This window comes from Acetobacter orleanensis, from assembly GCF_001581005.1.
Taxonomy (GTDB): domain Bacteria; phylum Pseudomonadota; class Alphaproteobacteria; order Acetobacterales; family Acetobacteraceae; genus Acetobacter; species Acetobacter orleanensis.
In genome coordinates, this window is record NZ_LHZV01000039.1 from 1 (window position 1) to 20,053 (window position 20,053).

General features: G+C 58.7%; 17 protein-coding genes, 1 tRNA gene and 1 pseudogene. 9 read left to right on the forward strand and 10 right to left on the reverse strand.

The window, feature by feature from the left end:
• Positions 1-370, reverse strand: a pseudogene (locus tag AD949_RS01435) (hypothetical protein); the annotation flags it as partial.
• Positions 371-593: 223 nt separating this feature from the next.
• Between AD949_RS01435 and tldD the strand changes: the two are divergent.
• The 3 genes from tldD (at position 594) to AD949_RS01450 (ending at position 3,963) form a co-directional block, all read left to right on the forward strand.
• A complete protein-coding gene (tldD, locus tag AD949_RS01440) occupies positions 594-2,051 on the forward strand; it encodes a metalloprotease TldD (RefSeq protein WP_048836599.1) in 1,458 nt (485 codons plus the stop codon).
• A gap of 106 nt (positions 2,052-2,157) precedes the next feature.
• Entirely contained in the window at positions 2,158-3,432 is a 1,275-nt protein-coding gene (tyrS, locus tag AD949_RS01445; protein ID WP_048836598.1) for a tyrosine--tRNA ligase, read from the forward strand.
• 42 nt (positions 3,433-3,474) lie between these two features.
• On the forward strand, positions 3,475-3,963 hold the full coding sequence (locus AD949_RS01450) for a hypothetical protein (protein WP_244463426.1): 489 nt from the start codon (positions 3,475-3,477) through the stop codon (positions 3,961-3,963).
• 275 nt (positions 3,964-4,238) lie between these two features.
• Here the strand turns inward: AD949_RS01450 and AD949_RS01455 are convergent.
• From AD949_RS01455 to AD949_RS14605, 8 genes are all read right to left on the reverse strand, one after another.
• Positions 4,239-4,313: transfer RNA gene (locus AD949_RS01455), tRNA-Thr, on the reverse strand.
• 65 nt (positions 4,314-4,378) lie between these two features.
• Positions 4,379-4,792, reverse strand: coding sequence for an RNA polymerase-binding protein DksA (gene dksA, locus AD949_RS01460; protein ID WP_048836604.1), 414 nt, complete (start codon positions 4,790-4,792; stop codon positions 4,379-4,381).
• Between the two features lie 190 nt (positions 4,793-4,982).
• A complete protein-coding gene (locus AD949_RS01465) occupies positions 4,983-6,299 on the reverse strand; it encodes an O-antigen ligase family protein (protein WP_052944589.1) in 1,317 nt (438 codons plus the stop codon).
• A gap of 86 nt (positions 6,300-6,385) precedes the next feature.
• The gene (ssb, locus tag AD949_RS01470) at positions 6,386-6,997 is read right to left on the reverse strand and encodes a single-stranded DNA-binding protein (protein ID WP_048836597.1); all 612 of its coding nucleotides are present in this window, start codon (positions 6,995-6,997) and stop codon (positions 6,386-6,388) included.
• Between the two features lie 150 nt (positions 6,998-7,147).
• Complete coding sequence (gene rsmD / locus AD949_RS01475; protein WP_174766795.1) at positions 7,148-7,786, reverse strand: 16S rRNA (guanine(966)-N(2))-methyltransferase RsmD; 639 nt, start codon at positions 7,784-7,786, stop codon at positions 7,148-7,150.
• The gene (locus AD949_RS01480) at positions 7,786-8,571 is read right to left on the reverse strand and encodes a pseudouridine synthase (protein ID WP_048836595.1); all 786 of its coding nucleotides are present in this window, start codon (positions 8,569-8,571) and stop codon (positions 7,786-7,788) included. The genes rsmD and AD949_RS01480 overlap by 1 nt, the downstream gene beginning before the upstream one ends.
• Positions 8,568-9,296: a gamma-glutamyl-gamma-aminobutyrate hydrolase family protein gene (locus AD949_RS01485; protein WP_048836594.1), complete on the reverse strand. Its 729-nt coding sequence runs from the start codon at positions 9,294-9,296 to the stop codon at positions 8,568-8,570. Before AD949_RS01485 ends, AD949_RS01480 begins: the two co-directional genes overlap by 4 nt.
• A 127-nt stretch (positions 9,297-9,423) precedes the next feature.
• Positions 9,424-9,552: a hypothetical protein gene (locus AD949_RS14605; protein ID WP_257007544.1), complete on the reverse strand. Its 129-nt coding sequence runs from the start codon at positions 9,550-9,552 to the stop codon at positions 9,424-9,426.
• Between the two features lie 259 nt (positions 9,553-9,811).
• Here AD949_RS14605 and AD949_RS01490 point away from each other — a divergent pair, with 259 nt between their 5' ends.
• The 5 genes from AD949_RS01490 (at position 9,812) to AD949_RS01510 (ending at position 18,189) form a co-directional block, all read left to right on the forward strand.
• On the forward strand, positions 9,812-10,330 hold the full coding sequence (locus tag AD949_RS01490) for a nucleoside deaminase (RefSeq protein ID WP_244463425.1): 519 nt from the start codon (positions 9,812-9,814) through the stop codon (positions 10,328-10,330).
• Positions 10,331-10,597: 267 nt separating this feature from the next.
• Positions 10,598-12,088, forward strand: coding sequence for a trypsin-like peptidase domain-containing protein (locus tag AD949_RS01495; protein WP_371277374.1), 1,491 nt, complete (start codon positions 10,598-10,600; stop codon positions 12,086-12,088).
• Positions 12,089-12,468: 380 nt separating this feature from the next.
• Entirely contained in the window at positions 12,469-13,572 is a 1,104-nt protein-coding gene (locus AD949_RS01500; RefSeq protein WP_244463424.1) for an efflux RND transporter periplasmic adaptor subunit, read from the forward strand.
• Positions 13,565-16,654, forward strand: coding sequence for an efflux RND transporter permease subunit (locus AD949_RS01505; RefSeq protein ID WP_048836591.1), 3,090 nt, complete (start codon positions 13,565-13,567; stop codon positions 16,652-16,654). The genes AD949_RS01500 and AD949_RS01505 overlap by 8 nt, the downstream gene beginning before the upstream one ends.
• Positions 16,651-18,189 carry an efflux transporter outer membrane subunit gene (locus tag AD949_RS01510; RefSeq protein WP_048836590.1) on the forward strand — a complete coding sequence of 513 codons (1,539 nt, stop codon included), beginning with the start codon at positions 16,651-16,653 and terminating at the stop codon, positions 18,187-18,189. The genes AD949_RS01505 and AD949_RS01510 overlap by 4 nt, the downstream gene beginning before the upstream one ends.
• On the opposite strand, the gene AD949_RS01515 is transcribed toward AD949_RS01510, so the two are convergent.
• Positions 18,169-18,948 carry a Crp/Fnr family transcriptional regulator gene (locus AD949_RS01515; RefSeq protein WP_052944588.1) on the reverse strand — a complete coding sequence of 260 codons (780 nt, stop codon included), beginning with the start codon at positions 18,946-18,948 and terminating at the stop codon, positions 18,169-18,171. The genes AD949_RS01510 and AD949_RS01515 overlap by 21 nt on opposite strands.
• Positions 18,949-19,252: 304 nt before the next feature.
• Between AD949_RS01515 and AD949_RS01520 the strand changes: the two genes are divergently transcribed.
• On the forward strand, positions 19,253-20,050 hold the full coding sequence (locus AD949_RS01520) for an OmpW/AlkL family protein (RefSeq protein WP_048836589.1): 798 nt from the start codon (positions 19,253-19,255) through the stop codon (positions 20,048-20,050).
• Positions 20,051-20,053 lie beyond the last annotated feature (3 nt).

Consider the following 20,053-nt stretch of genomic DNA (forward strand, 5'->3'; position numbering starts at 1 on the left):
GAGCAGGAGCAGGAGCAGGAGCAGGAGCAGGAGCAGCGGAGGGCGTGCTTTCCGTGGGGGCTGCCGGTGCGGTCTCCATTCTGGCTGCGGGTGTTGCCTGAGCCACAGGTGTTTCTGTGTGCGGAGAGGGGGAGGTCATAACGGGCGGTTCCGGCGGGGCAGTGGGCAAGGCTGGCACGCGCGCGGCTGCGGTCGACGGCGTATCCGGAGAAGAAGTCTGAGCCAGAACAGGCGCAGGTGTTGCTGCCAGAAAACAGATCATGGCAAGGCGCAGGGTGGAACTGTGGGATGCACACGGGGCACAGACTGCGGGTGTTGCAGACCGGCTCGTCTGAGTCGTGACGTGTGTCCTGTTCTGATATGCGCTCATAATCGTCCTTCATCTGCTGCGGCGGAACGCCGGGGCGCGGGAAAGGGCCGCAGCGGTCAGTCTGGCAAGGCCTTTGAAAAAGGTCACGCCGTGTCTCTGCTCATCAGGCAGAAACGATGAAACCCCTTGTGGGTTTTGCGGCAGCCCTTAACTGTTTATGCTCTGCGCACTCTGCCGGGAGACCTTATGACCCGGAGCCTTCGTTCTGTCAGGAGTTTTGTTCATGTCGTCCATTCCTTCAAGCCCGGGCGCTCTGGCGGTTACAGACCAGATGTTTTTTGACAGACCGGGAGCCCTGCTGGATCGCGCTGACGCGGAAGCCCTGACCCGTAAAGCGCTGGACGGGCTGGATGATGGCGAGCTGTTTCTGGAATATCGGGAGAGTGAAAGCATAGCGCTCGATGATGGCGTTATCCGGTCTGCCTCCTTTGATACCAGCAGCGGTTTTGGCCTGCGGGCCGTGCTGGGAGAGGAAACGGGTTTTGCCCATTCCGATGACCTCAGTCGGTCCGCGCTGGCGCGGGCGGGAGACGCCGTCAGCGCCGTGCGTGGCGGGCGTTCCGGCACCATGGCGGATGCGCCGCGCTCCACCAATCTCCGTCTTTATACTGATGCCAACCCGCTGGGTGAGACAGATTTTGCCGCTCGTTCCGGCCTGCTGACCCAGATTGACGCTTATACCCGTGGCAGGGATAGCCGCGTGGTGCAGGTCATGGCGTCTCTTTCCGGGGAATGGCAGGCCGTGCAGATTATCCGTGCGGATGGCGCGCGGGTGGCGGATCTGCGCCCACTGGTGCGGCTGAATGTCTCCGTTGTGGTGGAGCAGGACGGCAAGCGTGAAAGCGGCAGCTACGGGCTGGGGGGGCGCTATGCCATCAACCGCCTGCTGGAAGCAGAAACATGGCAGGGTGCGGTCAACGAAGCCCTGCGGCAAGCGTTGGTCGCGCTGGAAGCCCAGCCTGCTCCGGCGGGAGAGATGGAAGTGGTGCTGGGGGCTGGCTGGCCCGGTATTCTGCTGCATGAAGCGGTCGGGCATGGGTTGGAAGGGGACTTCAACCGCAAGGGAACGTCTGTGTTCGCCGGGCGCATGGGCACCCGTGTTGCTGCGCCGGGTGTGACGGTGATTGATGATGGCTCTCTACCGGATCGTCGCGGCAGCCTGACCATTGATGATGAAGGCACACCCACAGGCCGGACCACACTGATTGAGGACGGGATTCTGAAAGCCTATCTTCAGGACCGCCTGAATGCCCGGCTGATGGGGGTGGCACCCACAGGCAATGGTCGCCGTCAGTCCTATGCCCATATGCCTCTGCCGCGCATGACCAATACGCTCATGCTGCCCGGTCAGGCTTCTACGGAGGAAATGATTCGCTCCATGAAGCGCGGCCTGTATGCTGTGCATTTTGGTGGCGGGCAGGTGGATATTACGTCCGGCAAGTTCGTGTTCTCGGCGTCTGAAGCCTATCTGGTGGAAGACGGGAAGATTACAGTTCCCGTCAAAGGAGCCACGCTTATCGGGAACGGGGCGGACGCCATGACCCATGTTTCCATGATCGGGAAAGACATGGAACTGGACCCCGGCATTGGCACCTGTGGCAAGGCCGGGCAGGGCGTGCCGGTCGGGGTGGGTCAACCCACCCTGAAAATGACCGGCCTGACAGTGGGTGGCACTGCCTGACCGATAGGGCGGTAAGAGGTTCTTCCGGTGTCTGGCCCGTGCTAGAGCATCATCCGGAATATTCTGCTTTGGCGGCAGGCAGAGGCGTAAACAGGAATTAAAAAGAATGGTCGAAAACGGATTTCAGAGTTCCTTCATGCAGGAAGCCGCGGCGCGCGGTTTCATTTTCCAGTGCACGGACCCCGCTGCACTGGATGAGGCGATGGTGAAGGGTTCCGTTGCGGCCTATATCGGTTTTGACCCCACAGCAGACAGCCTGCATGTGGGCAGCCTAATCCAGATCATGATGCTGCGCCTGTTGCAGAAGCATGGCCATCGCCCCGTGGCGCTGGTGGGTGGCGGCACGGCCAGAATTGGCGACCCATCCTTCCGTGAGGAAGCCCGCAGACTGATGACGGAAGACACCATCCGCACCAATCTTGCCGGGATTGAAGGCTGCCTGCGTCAGTTTCTCACCTTTAGCGACGATGCCTCCGGCAACGTTGGGTCGGGGGCTATTTTAGTCAATAACGCGGACTGGCTGGACAAGCTGGCCTATATCGACCTTCTGCGGGACATTGGGGTGCATTTCTCCATTAACCGCATGCTGTCCTTTGATTCCGTCAAGAACCGTCTCGATCGTGAGCAGGGGCTGACCTTTCTGGAGTTCAACTACTCCATTCTCCAGTCCTACGACTTCCGGGAACTGAACCGCCGCCATGGCGTCACGCTTCAGCTTGGCGGGTCTGACCAGTGGGGCAATATTGTCTCCGGTGTGGATCTGGTGCGCCGCACGGATCAGGCCAGCGTGATGGGGCTGACAACGCCACTGCTGACAACCTCCTCCGGTGCCAAAATGGGTAAGACGGCCAACGGGGCTGTCTGGCTTTCTGAAAACCGCCTGCCGGTGTTTGATTACTGGCAGTTCTGGCGCAACACGGAAGATGCGGATGTGGGCCGTTTCCTGCGTCTGTTTACGGACCTGCCGCTGGAAGAGTGTGCCCGTCTGGAAGCGTTGCAGGGCGCTGAGATTAACGAAGCCAAGAAAATTCTGGCAACCGAAGCCACCGCTCTGTGCCACGGGCGCGACGCGGCGCAGGCTGCGGCGGAAGCGGCCCGTCAGACTTTTGAAGAGGGTAAGGTCGCGGCTGCCGACCTGCCCGTGCATAGTGTGCCGCAGGCCATGCTGGCGGAAGGTGTGCCGGTGTTCCGCCTGTTTGTGGAAGCCGGATTGGTGAAAACCAACGGAGAAGCCCGCCGACTGGTGCGCGGCGGCGGCGCACGGGTCAATAACGCCGTGGTGCAGGATGAAAACACCGTGATTTCAGAAAAAGACATGGCAGACGGGGCCATTCGGTTGTCTTCTGGCAAGAAGCATCATGTTCTGGTCAAAGTTGGGTAGTTTCCTCACCCACTTTCAATCAAGGCGACAGGAGCAAGCCGCATGAAACGTACTCCTCTGATTTTGGGTTGTCTGGGGCTGGCGCTGGTTGGCGCCTTGTCTGGCTGCGCAGGCCCGGTCCATGGCAGAGGGTATAGTTATTACGGCTATAGCCCCTCTTATGCCCGATATGATGACTATTACGGCTATGGCCCACGCTGGGGCTATTCAGACAGACGCGCGCGCCCCTTTCCGGTGGCAGCCGTCCCGGTTTTGCTCCGCGCCCCGGTCGACCTTATCCGCATGGCCGACCGGGCTGGGGCGCTGGCCCTCGCCCACCGGGGCCGGGTGCGGGACGTCCTGCCGGAGGAAATGGGCCGGGTGGCGGTGGTGGTCCTGCTGGAGGCCCCGGCGGTCCGGGGCGCTAAAGGGGACAACCCTTATTGGCTGAGGAAGAGGGGCTGTTCATTCAGCCCCTTTTTTCATCATAGAACGGCGTCTAAGGGTTTTGCCCCCCATAGACCTTGCTCTTATGGCTTCAACCCATTCTAAGCGCTGGGTTTTTGCTGCGATTTCTTCTGAAATCCAGAGAATTATCCACAGTCTATGGAGTCGCTTTTTACCAGTTTTCTGAGTCGTGCACCGTGGTTGCACCCGTTATCCACAGGTTTACCCACGATCTGTGTCGTCAGGTGCTTTTTCGGTTTGTTTGGGGGCCAGTCTGGCTGGTTAAAGTGCTGGCATAGTCCGCATGGGAAGTATGCCGTATCCTGACCTAACAGCCGGAGACTGGAAAAGAGCAGAATTATAAAAACCGGGGAAAATCGTGGTGCTGCTGGACAGGATTGAACTGTCGACCTCTCCCTTACCAAGGGAGTGCTCTACCACTGAGCTACAGCAGCCCGGTGGCGGCGTTCTAGCTGTTCGTGCCGAACGCCGCAAGTCTGTTTCCACCTAAAAGGCGGAATTAATCATCACGATGGGTTTTTTCCATCCGTTCATGCTGCTCCTGTGCCTCAAGGGACAGGGTCGCAATCGGGCGGGCTTCCAAGCGACGGAGGGTGATAGGCTCACCGGTGTCTTCACAATAGCCGTAGGAGCCGTTTTCAATGCGCTGGAGAGCAAGGTTGATCTTGCCAATCAGCTTACGAGCGCGGTCACGGGTACGCAGTTCCAGCGCACGGTCTGTTTCCACGCTGGCGCGGTCAGTAATATCGGCTTCATGGATGCCCCCTTCTGAAAGGCTGGCAAGGGTATCACCGGCCTCTTTGAGGAGTTCAGCACGCCATTTCAGAAGTTTCTGTCTGAAATATTCCGTCTGAAGAGGGTTCATGAACTCTTCATTGTCTGACGGGCGATAGTCTGGCGGTAGAGTAATCATGTCAGTTGTCAGCCTTTGCAATGACAGGACACCTGCCTTGAAAGAATGACGCGGCTTATAGCGGCGTGAACCGCGAACGCCAAGAACATTATGAGATTTTGGAGAAAGAAAAAAAGGCGGCATACCGCTGCTGCCTGCCTGATATGCTCGTTAAATAGTATAGCGGCTGAATTTTAATAAACGGAAATATTTAAATTTTATTACAAAGTACCGGATTGGTGTTGTTGTGATACGCGGTGCCAGCGTTTTCCGATGCCGCCAGCATCCACCCTATAAACAGAAAAAACCAGCCTGCTGTGGGAAAGGAAAACAGGGCACTGGTGGACGCAATAGGCCAGAGCAGCACGCAGCATAAAACAAACAGCATGGCCTGTTGCGGGTTGCGGGCTGGGGAGAGCGCATGCAAACCAGTGCGCAACCAGCACACTGCCATCCATACGAATAAAATCAGCCCCGGCAGGCCTGCTGTGGTGGCTATTTGCAGATAGTAATTATGCGGATGGATGTTGCAGCCTTTCCCCGTGTCACTCTCCAGCGAGGGGAAGCCAAGAGCTGTCAGCGCATCCGTATGGAAGGGCGTGTGGCAGAAGTTTCTGAACCCATCCATGCCAAGCCCCAGCCATGGGTGCGAGGCAATCATCGCGGCAGCCGTACGGAATAACCGTCCGTAATCACTCTGGGTAAAGTGCTGTAGCTGGCTGGAAAATTTCAGCACCAGTTTTTCATAGGTGCGGGGGGAGATGTCGGGCAGACTGGCAACAAGCCCGACCATGCCGACCAGAATGACCACAAAGGGCAGGCGAAAGCGGCGGACCAGCATGGCTGTTAGGACCAAGCCGAACATGAGCAGGACATTGCTCATGCGCTGGCCAATTAAAACCATTGTCGTCACGCTCAGCACCAGAAGCGCGCCTCTGGCCACCCATGCGGATAAGCGTCTGGTGTGAAAGGCGTACAGAACAATCGGCATCAGGGCCGGGAAAAAGAGCATAAGCAGCGTGAACCCGGCGCGTGGCTTGACGAAGGGGCCGGTCAGCGCACCATCATCCGCCGCAGGATAGCCGAGCAGATTGGTGCCGGTCAGATACTGCTTCCAGCATTGACCAATCAGCCAGAAGGCCAGCACGAGTAAAATTGCACTCAGCACCCGGCGGCGTGCGGCGGAAACCAGTATCCAGCTTTCCATAGCCGCGGCAAGCAGCAGGATACGCGGCAGACAGAGGGCCTGAATCCATGCGCCGCGCTGTCCGGCAACAAGGGAGGACATCAGGCAGAGGCCACAGAACAGGGCCGCCGGGAGCAGCCAGTCCTTGCGGGTCCACTGCCAGTCCTTCTGCACAGCGGAATAGAGCAGGAAAAGGCAGCCGATAACCGTCGCGATAATATCGCTGAGCGCACGGCTGTAAAAAAATAGAAGGGGAAGAAGAAAAGTGCATCCCGCCCCACACAGTGTCAGCACTGTGGGAAGGCGAGAAGAAAAGCGAAAAGCGAAGGATGCAGGTGTCATGACGGAAAAGCCCCGTTAATGACAGACCGCGACTCTTCGGCAGGAGGCCGGATGAGAGAAAGGGACTGTCAGACCTTGTCGGCCGATCAGAAGGGGATTTCGTCGTCCAGATCGCTGTTGCCGGGTGCGTCCCAGCCACCAGAATTGCCACCACCGGCTCCACCGCGCGAGGGCGCATTCTGGCGTGGGGCGGAAGAGCCGCCAAAATCGCCGCCTCCCATCGCCCCGCCGCCGTAACCACCGCCGCTTCCGCCGCCGTAACCGCCACCAGCATTGCCGCCACCGCCACCGCCGTAGCTGCTGTTGCCGCCACCATAGCCGCCGGACTCTTCGCCATCACCGCCGTTGCGGCCATCCAGCAGAACCAGTTCACCACGGAAGCGCTCAACAATGACTTCCGTTGTGTAGCGTTCCTGCCCGGACTGGTCGGTCCATTTACGGGTCTGCAAAGCGCCTTCCAGATAGACCTTGCGGCCTTTGCGCAGGAAGCGTTCCGCGACATCCGCTAGACGATCATTGAAAATGACAACACGGTGCCATTCCGTCCGTTCCCGGCGTTCACCAGAGGCGCGATCATTCCATGTGTCACTGGTGGCAATAGAAAAAGAAACAATTTTCATGCCGTTCTGGCTGGTGCGGACTTCCGGGTCTTTGCCCAGATTGCCCACTAAAATAACTTTATTGACGCTGCCAGCCATCAGTGATCCCGTTTTCTGAAACAAGAGAAAGAGTATTCTACCAGTGTAGCGCACTCCTTCATGGGTCGCCAGTTCTGGTTTGATTCTAGTTTCAAAACTGCGTGCCAGTCCGAGGTCTTCTGGCCCGGACGGGCACGTTTTCAGGTGTTTTTAAAGTCGCCAGATAGACAGTCGTGCCGCGCCGTGCCGTCGTTCCGCCAGCAATGTACCCGCATAAACGGGGGGAGGTGGTGCGTCTTCTCCCTCCGCCACGATGAGAATTTCCGGAGGAATATCAACCTCTTCCGCGTTGTTCAGCCGCAACGGCAGCGGTTCCTGTGCCGCAGTTTCAATCACCGCGAGCGCATTGGGGGCAATCCAACCCTGCGCATGGAGTGCTGCCAGTGTGCGGGCCGGTAGATCCTGCCGGTACGGCGGGTCCAGAAACAGCAGGGAACACGGAGCCGGAGCGTGGGTTGGTTTTGTAACGTCCCGTGGGATGACTTTACTGCGGTCTTCCCACCGGCATCCGGCAATATTGCTGCGCAGGGCGACAAGGGCCGCGCGGTCTTTCTCAAAAAACGTGGCGTAGTCCGCCCCGCGTGAGAGAGCTTCCAACCCCAATGCGCCGGTGCCTGCAAAAGCGTCCAGCACGCGCGCGCTATTGAACAAATCCGGGCCGCCCCATGGAGCGTGGAGCAGGATGTCAAAAATAGCCTGCCTTACCCGGTCTGCTGTAGGGCGGGTTGTGGTGCCGGTTGGGGCGGCCAGCACGCGGCCTTTGCGGTCCCCTGCAATAATCCGCACGATTAGTGCGCCTTCCTGCCAGCAGTGCTGGAGGCAGGTTTGCGGGGGGCTGTTTTTTCTGAGGCTTTGGGCATCTGTTCCCGCAGGGTCTTGCCGGGCACTTCTTCCAGTTCTCCTCGTTGCAGGGTGCCAAGCAGGAAGGGGCCATAACTGGTGCGAATCAGGCGGCTGACATGCAGGTTCAGCCCCATCATCACCTTACGGATTTCGCGATTTTTGCCCTCACGCAGGGAGACGGTCAGCCACGCGTTATCACCCTTGCGGGAATCAAGTCCGGCTTCAATTGGCCCGTATTTGACGCCATCAAACACGCTACCGTTGGCGAGTGACGCCAGACGGGCCTCATCCACCACGCCGAACACGCGTACGCGGTAACGCCGCAGCCAGCCATTGGTGGGCAGTTCCAGCCTGCGGGCCAGTTCGCCATCATTGGTCAGCAGCAGCAGGCCTTCACTGTTCAAATCCAACCGCCCCACGCTGATAACGCGCGGCATGCCTTCCGGCAGAGAGGCAAAAACCGTCGGGCGTCCTTCCGGGTCCTTATGGGTTGTGACGAGCCCATCAGGCTTGTGATAGCGCCACAGGCGGGTGCGCTGGGGCTGTTCCACCACCTTGCCATCCACCTGCACAAGGTCGTCAGGAGTGACAAACGTGGCAGGATGGGTCACGGGATGGTTGTTGAGTTTCACCCGTCCTTCTTCAATCATCCGCTCGGCATCACGCCGGCTGGCAACCCCGGTCCGGCCCAGCCATTTGGCAATGCGTTCTCCACGCGATTCCTGCGTCACTCTTGTTCTCCTGCTGCCTGTACAAAGGCGCTCAAAATACTCCGGTCACCCGGGTCTATGCCAAATTCCGGATGCCATTGCACCCCAAGGCAAAAAGGAAGGGTCGGGTCTTCCACCCCTTCAATCAGCCCATCTTCCGCCACAGCATTGATAATCCCGCGCCCGGGGGTTCGCACAGCCTGATGGTGAGAGGAATTAACAGCCATACGTGGCCGCCTTACGCAGCGGGCCAATAGCGTTTCCGGCGTGAGGATAACCGCATGGCTGGCTTCATTTCGCGGGTTAGGCTGCTCATGTGGCAGGGCGTCGGGGCAGGCGTCGGGAATATGCTGAATTAGTGTGCCGCCGAGAGCCACCGCGAGGAGTTGCATCCCGCCACAAATACCGAGCACCGGCATTTGGCGCGCCATTGCCACGGCCAGATAAGCCTGCTCGGCCTGTGTGCGCACGGGCCGCAGGCTTACGCTGCTATGGCGTTCACTTTCGCCATAGAGGGCGGGGTCAATATCAAACGCGCCGCCGGTTATCAGTAACCCATCAATCCTGCTGATATAATCAGGAGCAAGTTTGGGAAAGAGCGGAAGCGCGATAGGCAAGCCGCCCGCTGTTGCGACTGCGGATAAATAGTTTTCCCGCAGCGCATACCAAGGGAGGCGGGAATAACGGTCTGGGCCGCCCACCTCATGGTCAAGCGTAATGCCGATAACGGGGCGGCGTGCAGTCATTTACTCTGGTGTCTTTTTTCAGGGGAAACTGGAAGAAGCGTACCACCTGCCACACCGCGCGTGAGTTTGCACGGGGATAAACAGGTGCTTCTTCTAAAATCCGGACAATTTTCCTGAAAAAAGAGGATCAGCCCGGCAGAAGGGAAATCGGATGAACGTGTGTATGGGGGGCTACCGGCTCATTCACCGTCCGGTCGACAACGGCAAGGCCGAGACCGATTGCAGCGGCGGCGAGGATGAGAGACAGACTGTGCATGGTACTAATCCTTTCCGCGTCTGTGGTGCTCGGGCGGATTTGCCCGATACTGTCATGCGAGTTAACCGTCTGTTACAGAACAGATCATGGCATCTCTAAGGCATGATGGCAGGAAATATCGCGCTTTTGCAAGAAAAAACGACTATTTAAATTAAGGCATCCAGCCTTATTTTCCTGAACGGCGTGTGAGGTTTGAAATATTTGGTGAGCTTTGTCTTTTTGTAGAGAGATTAAGCCGCTTTGCAGCATGACAGCGCTCATGAGGTCAGTTGAGCCAAGACGGGTGGAAAAAGGCACGCACGACATGGGTAACGGAATGGAACTGGCACTGTGTGAGGCCCAGAATGCCGCGCAACGGGGGGAAGTTCCTGTGGGTGCGGTTCTTTTGGGGCCGGACGGCACTGTGCTGGCACGGGCGGGAAACCGCGTGGAGGAACTGCATGACCCTTCCGCCCATGCCGAAATGCTTGTCATGCGGGAGGCTATAGCGGCTAGGGGTGGTCAGCGGCTGGCAGACTGTACCCTTGTGGTTACGCTGGAGCCTTGCCCCATGTGTGCGGCAGCTCTGGCGCATTTTCGCGTAGGGCGGTTGTTGTTTGGAGCGTATGACCCCAAGGGTGGCGGTGTGGAACATGGCCCGCGCCTGCCGTTCCGGGCGGAGGCTCTTCATAGGCCGGAAATTATTGGCGGCGTGCGTGAGCGTGAGGCTGCGTTGCTCCTTAAAACTTTTTTTCAGAGACTAAGGACGCCGGGCGAGGGAGCAGAATCTGCCTCGTAATCCGTGTTACAGTCTTGATATAAATCATGGTCTTCTTGCCGCCCGGTCTTTTGTTTTTGTGGGCAAGGAACCATGTTAGCCGCAGAAGCGTATGACAACTGGCCTGAGGGTCTAAACCATGCGCACGGCGGGGATTGACCCTGTTGGCAAGAGTTTAAGGGAACAGTCGGAATCGTGATGTCGGAAAAATCTGTATCCAAGTTTTTCGGGCGGACTAGCCGCAAGACACTTCTGGTCCTTCTGGCCGGTGTCACCTGTGCCGGGGCAATGGGCGTTGGCCCGGCTGGCCTTTCTGCCGCTTATGCGGAGGATGCCGGGGCCATTAAGCCGAGCAGCCCGGTCCAGACGCTTCCTAATTTTGTAAATCTGGTCAAGCAGGTCAAACCGGCTGTTGTTTCCATTACCTCCATCATCAAGGCGGATGCCGTAGAGGGTGAAGGCGGTGGCATGGGTGGTATGGGCGGCGGTATGCCTTTCCCGTTTCCTTTCCCCTTCCAGATGGCCCCTCGGCAGTCCCGCCAGCAGATTGAAGCGCGTGGGTCCGGCTTCCTGATTTCTTCCGATGGCTATGTGGTCACCAACAACCATGTGGTGAAGGGTGCGACGAAAGTGACCGTCACGCTGGATGACGGCACGACGCTGCCCGCCAAGATTATTGGTCGGGATGGCAAGACGGATCTGGCTCTTCTGAAAATCACCTCAACGCAGAAGCTGCCCTTTATCGAACTGGGCGAATCTGATGATGTGCAGCCCGGTGAATGGGTTGTGGCCGTTGGCAATCCGTATGGTCTGGGTGGCACGGTTACCGCCGGGATTGTCTCAGCGCGCGGTCGTGACATTAATGAAGGCCCGTACGACAACTTCATCCAGATTGATGCGCCTATTAATCGTGGGAACTCTGGCGGTCCGCTGTTCACGCAGGACGGCAAGGTGGTGGGGGTCAATACCGCCATTCTCTCTCCCTCCGGTGGTGGGTCCATCGGGATTGGTTTTGCTATCCCGTCTGACACGGTGCGCAGCGTGACGGACCAATTGCGCAAGACAGGCCACGTCGTGCGTGGGTATCTGGGCGTAAATGCGCAGGTTATCTCCCCAGCTATGGCTAAAGCCCTGAATATGCCGGTCCCGGCTCCGGGCGCGCCGCCTGCCGGTGCGCTGGTGGCCAGCACCAGCCCGGACAGCCCAGCAGAAAAAGCTGGTCTGAAGGCGGAAGATATTGTGACTGACTTCAATGGTCAGAAGGTCTCCTCACCACATGATCTGGCCGTGCGTGTGTCGTCCGTCGCTCCGGGAACGGACGCCAAAATCGGCTTCCTGCGTGCAGGTAAGCCGCAGACGCTGACAGTCAAGATCGGCAACCTCGCGAATGCGTCCAATGATGGCGGGATTGAAGGTGGCGGGGCTTCTTCTGGCCAGCATCTCGGCGTATCGCTCACACCGCTGACGGGTGACCTCCGCCATCAGCTTGGGCTGGGCAATGAGGTGCACGGTGTTGTGGTGAATGATGTGCAACCCGGCTCCCCGGCGGATCAGGCCGGGATTCGCCCCGGGGATGTCATCCAGTCTGTCAGCAGCCAGAGTGTTGATTCTCCCCGTGCCGCCGTCACGGCAGTGCGTGCGGCTCTGGCAGCTAAAAAACCTGTTCTTCTCCGGGTTCTGCGGGATGGGCAATCCCTCTTCATCGCCATTTCTCCAGATGGCACGGGGGATGGAGCAGATTCGTCCTCTGGCAATGGTGGGGATGACGACGATAACTAAGGTGTCTTTCAACACCTGAGACCGGTTTGTTCCCCGGTCTGGTAAAACGCTGGCTCTGCGAAGGGCCAGCGTTTTTTTGTGCCTGCGTTGCGCTAATCTTTCCGGAACTGTAAAAAAATTTCGGTGGGTCGGCCGGAACTTAAAAACTATTATAAAATTTTGATTACATTCGGCGATAGATGGATGAAATTTTCAGCAAGATCAGCTTAATGCCTTACATTCAACAAAGCTGTGGGCCAGCCTCAGGGCTTGTTTGCTTTGGTCCAGAGCAGGTATCCCCTGCGCATTGATAAAGTGGGAGCGATCCGCCCAATGACACTCTCTCGTTTTTCTTATCTGCCGTTCAAGGCCGCATGATGCGAGCTGGACTGGGGTTTACTATGCGGTTGCGTGCAGGCCGGGGCGTGTTCGGCTGTCTTTTTACGATGGTGTATCTGGCGGGGCTCCCCGCATGGGCGGAAAAAACACCGCTTATCGTAGGGCAGGACGGAAGCCTGACCGTGCCTGAAGACTCATCGCTGCGGAAACGGCTGGCGGTTGAGGCTGTGCAGGTTGTTGTCCCGAAGGACACCCTGTCCGTGCCGGGCGCGATTGTGACGGAACCCTCCCGTCAGGTGCCGATTATGGCCCCCGTGAACGGGCGCGTTATGGCGCTGAGCGTTGTGCCCGGCCAGCATGTCACGCATGGGCAGCCTCTGGCCACGCTGATGGCGGGCGATATGGCGCAGGCCGCGACGGATGAGGAAAAAGCGCGGGCTGCGCTGGTTCTGGCCCAGTTGGCCATGGCGCGCGCCCAGCAGGTTAAACAGGCTGGCGGTGCCGCAACGCGCGATGTCGAGGCAGCCCGCGCGGCTTTGGCGCAGGCGCAGGCGGAAGAACGCCGCGCGCAGGACCGTCTGGCGTCTTTGGGGGAAAGTGCTACGGCTGGTGGAAAGCTGGTGCTGCGCTCCCCGGTGGATGGTGTGGTCTCTGCGGTCAACATGGCTCCCGGCCAGAATGTTACGGACCTGACAGCGCCTTTGCTGAGCGTGGAAAACCTTTCGGAAATCTGGGCGGTGGCTGATGTGCCGGAAGAAGATGTGGATGAGATTCATATCGGCCAGTCTGTCTCCCTCACGCTGCCGGGGCGGGAAGGGGTCGTTCTGCATGGAGACATCGCGGCAATTGAGCCAGATCTCCGGTCAGAAACGCGCCGCCTGCGGGCCATGATCCCGCTGCCCAACCCGGATGAAGATTTGCACCCCAATATGTTCGCCACGGTTAGCATACAGCTTAAACAGCCGCCGGGACTGATGGTTCCGCAGTCCGCCCTGCTGATGAACAATGATAATGTAACCGTCTTTGTGGAAACTGCTCCATGGACGTTCAAGCGGCGCAAGATTGGTATCTCCTATGATGAAGGGGAAGATACGCGCGTTCTGACTGGCCTGAATGCCGGGGAACGGATTGTGACACGCGGCGGGGTTCTGCTGAACGATGATTGAGCAGATTATTGCGGCCTGCCTGCGCGAGCGCCGGATTGTTTTTGTGGCCATGGCCGTGCTGGCCCTATGGGGCGGCTGGGCGTGGAAAGACCTGCCGGTAGAAGCCTATCCGGACCTTGGGGCTGTCTCCGTTCAGGTCACAACCCAGAGCTCTGGGTTGGCGGCGGAAGAGGTGGAACAGCAGATCACCATTCCGCTGGAGCGTCAGCTTGCGGCAACGCCCGGGTTGGCGAATAGCCGCTCCAGCAGCACGTTTGGTCTCTCGCTCATCACGTTGATCTTCCGGGATGGTGTCAATGTTTACGCGGCCCGCCAGCGGGTAACGGAACAGTTGGCTCAGGTCACGCTCCCGGCGGGTGTTACGGCCAGCCTCGGGCCTGTCACCAGCCCGTCTGGGGAAATCTATCGGTACACGCTGGAGTCAGACCGCCAGAATCTGATGCAGTTGTCTGAAATCCAGCGTTGGATTGTCGTTCCCGCTCTGACCAAGGTGCAGGGCGTGGCCGCCATCAACAATTTCGGTGGCTTCACGCGGGAATATCAGCTGCTTCTGGACCCGGCGGCCCTCGCGCGGTTTCATGTGGGGGTGAATGATGTTCTGACAGCCATCACCAGCAGCAGCGTTAATGCCGGGGGTGGCCGCGTGGCGCGCGGGGAGCAGTCCTACATTGTGCGCGGTGTGGGCATGATCCACTCGCTGGAGGAGATGGGAGAAATTCCGGTAACCCAGCATGATGGCGTGCCGGTCTTTCTGCGTGAACTGGGCCGGATGCAGCTTGGGCATCAGGTGCGTGAGGGCATTCTGGGGAAAAACGGAAACCCGGATACCATCGAGGGCATTGTCAGCATGGTCACGGGCGAGAACGCCTCAAAAGTGCTGGACCTCCTCCATGCCCGCGTGGCGCAACTGCAAAAGCAGCTAGAGCCGCAGGGCGTGCGGATTGTGCCTTATATTGACCGTGACAATCTGGTGCATGCCACCACGGAAAAGGTCACGCACACGGTTCTGGAAGGCGTGGGGCTGGTTTTTGTCATCCTTATCCTCTTCCTTGGCAGCCCGCGCAGTGCGCTGGTGGCAGCAGTGACAATCCCGCTAGCACTGGCGACGGTCTTTCTCCTCATGAGCCTGCTGGGTATGCCCGCCAATCTGTTCTCCCTCGGTGCGATCGACTTCGGGGTGATTGTGGATGGCGCGATTGTGGTCACGGAATCCATCCTGCGGATGCGGGAGGAACAGCCGAACCATACCATGACGCTGGAGGACGTGGAGGGGCTGACAAAGCATGTGGGCCGCGCCATCGTGTTTGCCACGCTGGTCATTATTGTGGCCTACAGCCCGCTGTTTGCGTTTGAAGGCGCGGAGGGGCGGCTGTTCCGGCCGATGGCCTTTACGGTCAGCTTTGCGCTGCTGGGGGCGTTGCTCAGCGCCATTGTGCTCACACCGTCCTTGGCTTTTCTGGCCATGCGCAAGCCGCACAAGATTTTCCATAACAAGCCGTTGGAAAAACTGCATCATTGGTACCATGACGGTCTGGCCAGCGCCATGCGCCGTCCGTTACTGGCCTATATTGGTGCGGCCATTGCCTTCGTGCTGGTAGTGGTGCTGGGGATGAATACCGGGCGCGAGTTCCTGCCGGAAATGGATGAAGGCGCTCTGTGGTTGCAGGTGCAGCTTCCATCCGGTCTTTCTCTGGAAAAAGCCGGGGCCATGGCGGATGAAGTGCGCCATGCCATTTATACCTTCCCGGAGACATCCTACGCCGTCACCCAGTTGGGGCGGAATGATTCCGGCACAGACCCGTGGACACCTTCCCATATCGAAGTGCCGGTGGGGCTGACTCCTTATAATACTTGGCCGCATGGTGAGACAAAGGCGCAGTTTGTCGCCAAGCTGCATGAGCGTCTGGCTAAAATTCCGGGGATTGATTTCGGCATCAGCCAGCCGATTGCCGATGGCATGAATGATCAGGTGGGTGGAGCGCACTCAGCACTTGTTCTGCGTGTTTATGGGAATGACCCACGGGAAATCCGTCGCATCGGCAATCAGATTGTCGATGTTCTGAAAACCGTGAAAGGCACGACGGAAGCCTCGATCTTTCAGGAGCCGGAAATCCCCGAACTCAATATCGTGGCGGACCGCGCGGCCGCCGCCCGCTATGGCATTTCCGTTGCGGATATTATGGCTGTGGTCGGGAACGCCATCGGGGATGGGCCGATCTCCCAGATCTATATCGGAGACCGCACCTATAACATGACGGTGCGAGTGCCTCCGGCAACGGTCAGTAATCTACGAACACTTGAGCATCTGCCGCTGACAGCCGCCAACGGCGCGCAGATTCCGCTAGAAATGGTTGCGCAGATCGGCCTGAAAACCGGCGAGGGCACAATCTCGCATGAAATGACGGAACGGCAGATCACGCTGCGGGTCGATAATGGCAAGCGCCCTCTGTCCGAGTATATGGCGGAGGCCCAGCAGAAAATTGCTGCTCAGGTGCATTTCGATACCAGTCTCTACCGCCTGCAATGGGCTGGTGCGTTTGAGCAGCAGCAGCGTGCGCAGGCCCGCCTGAGTGTGGCGCTGGGCATCATGCTGGTGGTCATGCTGGTTCTGCTGTTTGCGGAATTCCGCAAGATGCGGCAGGCCGTACTCATTCTGGCAGTGGTGCCACTGGCATTGCTGGGTGGACTGGTGGCCTTGCAGGCGCGCGGCGATACGCTGAACGTGGCGACAGCCGTGGGCTTTATCGCCCTGTTCGGGGTGGCGGTGCAGAACGGGATTATCATGGTCTCCAACTTCAACCGTCATCGTGCGCAGGGTGTCCCGCTGTATGATGCGGTGCTGGAAGGGGCCGGAGAGCGGTTCCGCCCTGTGTTGATGACAGCCACCGTCGCCAGTATGGGCATGCTGCCCGCTGCGATGGCGACCGGGATTGGTACGGACGTGCAGCGCGGGCTGGCGACGGTTGTGGTCGGTGGGCTGGGGATTGCGACCTTGCTGACGCTGTTTATCTTGCCGACATTCTATTACGAGCTGGAAGCGTGGTGTGAGCGCCGTGCCGCCGCACGGGAACCTGCGCCATGATGCCAAAAAAACTGATGCTCTGTGCGGCCACCGCTCTGGTTCTGAGCGGCTGCGCTGTTGGACCGGATTTCAAAAAGCCCGCAACGCCTGCTCCCACAGAGTATGGGCAGGCTGGAAAAGGCAGCATGACGCAGGCTGTCAAAGGTTCAGCGGAAGTAGCGGCCGCTGGCCCGCAGAGCGTGGTGCAGGTGTTTCGTCCGGGGCAGGATATTCCGCCGCAATGGTGGGCGCTGTTCCATTCTCCTGAGCTGGACAGGCTGGTGCGGCGCGCGCTGGACCAGAATCCATCCCTTGAGTCCGCGCGGGATGCGCTGTCAGCAGCGAATGAAAGCCGTCTGGCCCAGCAGAGCGCGCTGTATCCATCGATTTCGGGTAGCTTCAACCCGACTAGGAACAAGACGTCCCGGACATATTCGGCCATCCCAAACAACAACGCTTGGTTGTATTCTGTGCACACGGCGCAGTTGAATATTTCTTACGTGCCGGATTTATGGGGTGGGGTACGGCGTGGGGTGGAAGCCGCCAAAGCCCGGCGTGAAGCGCAGCGTGACCAGTTGCAGGCCGTTTATCTGACTCTGACCTCCTCCGTCGTGCAGGCCGCGATTGATTACGCCGCATTCAATGCGCAGTTGGAGGCGACGCAGTCTCTCGTCGCCTTGCAGCGCACACTCTTGGCCTCGGCGGAAAGGCAGGAGCAGGTCGGGCAGTTTTCCCGCAATGATGTCGCCATGCAGCGGGCCTCTCTGGCGCAGAATGAAGCCAGTCTGGCGCCGCTGCAAAAGCAGTTGGAACAGCAGAGACATCTGATTGCAGCACTGGTGGGGGATGCGCCGGATGCCCCGGAACCCTCTTTCACGCTGGAGAGCCTGAGCTTGCCGGTTGACCTGCCGGTCAGCCTCCCCGCTCGTCTGGTTGAGCAACGCCCGGATATCCGCACGGCGCAGGCCAACTGGCACGAGGCCTGCGCGCAGGTTGGCGTGGCGGTGGCAAACCGTCTGCCTAATGTGCAGCTTGGGGCCACGCCGGGCTTTGCTGCGGCGTCTATCGCGCAGATGGCGACACCGGGTTTCGGGCAGTGGACTCTGGCGGCCATGATCACACAGCCTCTGTTTGATGGTGGTCTGCTGCGGCATCAGGAACATGCGGCCCGCGCGCAGTATGATCAGGCGGCGGCAGATTACCGCACTGTCCTGATCGCGGCGTTGCAGGATGTGGCGGATACGCTGACAGCCATCCGCTCTGACGCGACAGCTTTGGGTGCCAATGCGTCCGCCGCTACGGCTGCGGCGGAAAGCTGGGATATTGCACAAGCGCAGTACCGGCTTGGGGATGTGAGTGAGGTTGCGATGCTTCAGGCGCAGCAGACCCAGCTTCAGGCCCAGTTAGGACTGGCGCAGGCCAGAGCAGACAGATTGTCAGATACCGTCGCTCTGTTTCAGGCTCTGGGGGGCGGTTGGTGGAACAGCAAGGAGTCGGAGGCACCACGCTCGCCGTCATGGCATCCGGATAAAGGCTTAGCGACTATCCTGCCCTGAGGCGATTTCCTGCAGGCGGTTGACGGACAATACCCGGATGCCGTGGTTATCGGTGCCGGTAATAGTCTTCTCCCGCCGGAGGGCGCTGATGGTGCGGCTGACGGTTTCAATGGTCAGACCGAGATAATCCGCAATATCCACCCGCGTCATGGGGAGAGATACCAGACAGCCTTCAGCGTCTGGCTGGCTGGGTGTGGCCGGCGGCAACATACGGCTGAACAGGAAGCTGGCTACGCGCTCACGCGCGGTTTTACGGCCCAGCAGCAGCATCTGTTCCTGCGCTTCCGCCAGCTCATCAGTGACTTCTGCGAGTAGCCGTCTCTCGAACAGCGGATAATCCGTCAGTAATTTTTCAAGTTGCGGGCGCAGAAAACGGCAGACCTGCACGGTGTTTACTGTCTCCGCCCCAAAGGAATAGGTCCCGGCGTTGGTCAGGCCCAGAAAATGCCCCACATCCGCAAAACCTGTAATCTGGCGACGTCCATCTGGCAGGGATTTAAAGAGTTTAACGGTCCCGGCTGTCACATTAAAAAAGGCCACTGCTGGTGTCCCTTCTTCAATCATGGTGGTGCCGGGGGGAAGAGTGAGCCGTTTGGAAGCCTGTGATAGAATGGCCAGTTCCGTGTCACCAATGCCATTACAGACGCTCTTTTCACGCGTTTCACAAAGAAGGCAGCGTTGAAGATCCGTCCCGGCGTCAGGGGTAAACCTGCGCCTGAGCGGAATGGATTGTGTCCGGAGAGGAGGGGCAGGCGGCATGAAGCTATGGGTCCGGCAAGGCTAACTCTTGCAGATGCTGGGCAGTATCCGAAAAAGTCTGGGTCAGGGAAAGCTATCGTAAATATTAGGTTGTTGTTGATATAAATCAACGACAAGCCATAAAAATCTCTCAGGGTTGAAATGTTATCAGCGAATATCAGCATTGTGTTGTGTGCTGTGGTCTAAATAACACAGTCTCCAGTGCATAGTGCGGCACGTTTGATCTAAATCATGGTGACGGACTTCTCCGCGTGATTTCTCCCACTTCAGAAACTTATAGCGCAGTTGGGAAGAGTAACTGGATATGGTCAACTTTCGTTCCTTATGTACAGCCCTTGTGGCGGGTGTGGCTGCCGTCTCCGGCACGGTCGCGGCTCAGGCGCAGACAGTTGCTCCGGCAGCAGCAAATGCGACCTATGTTAACGCTCCGGTTGTTGGCCAGATCCCGGCTGCACCGCGCGCGGGCGGCGGCCATTGCGGTTTGTTTGAAACCTGCGCCAGCACCAAAATTGGTCTGGGTAAAGGTGATTTCCTGATCCGCCTGTCCGCTCTGGGCGTCATGCCGGAAGATCGTGACAGCAAAGTCTGGCTGAACGGCAACGCTATTCCCGGCCGTGTGAAGACCACCCGTCAGGTCATGCCGGAACTGACGTTTGAATATTTCTTCACCGACAACATCTCCATTGACCTGATTGCGGCCAGCACCCGTCATGAAGTGGCGGCTGAAGGCACCCCGCTGGGCAAGATTGACGTCGGCAGCGCATGGGTTCTGCCCCCGACGGTTACGCTGGCTTGGCACTTCCGTCCGCACAAGCGTTTCAACCCCTATGTGGGCGTTGGCGGTACGCTGGCATGGTTCCATAACGTCTCTCCCGCCGGTGGCGTAGTGCAGAAGCTGAACGTTGGTGTGACGGGCGGTCCGTCTTTCAATGTCGGTTTTGATTACCAGCTTGTCGGCAACTGGTTCTTCAACTTTGACGTCAAGCAGATGTTCATACGCATGCATGCATGGGCGAATGATCGTGACTCCGGTGCCTTCATCAAAGCACATGATTCGCTTGACCCCACCGTGGTCGGCGCTGGTATCGAATACCGGTTCTAGTCT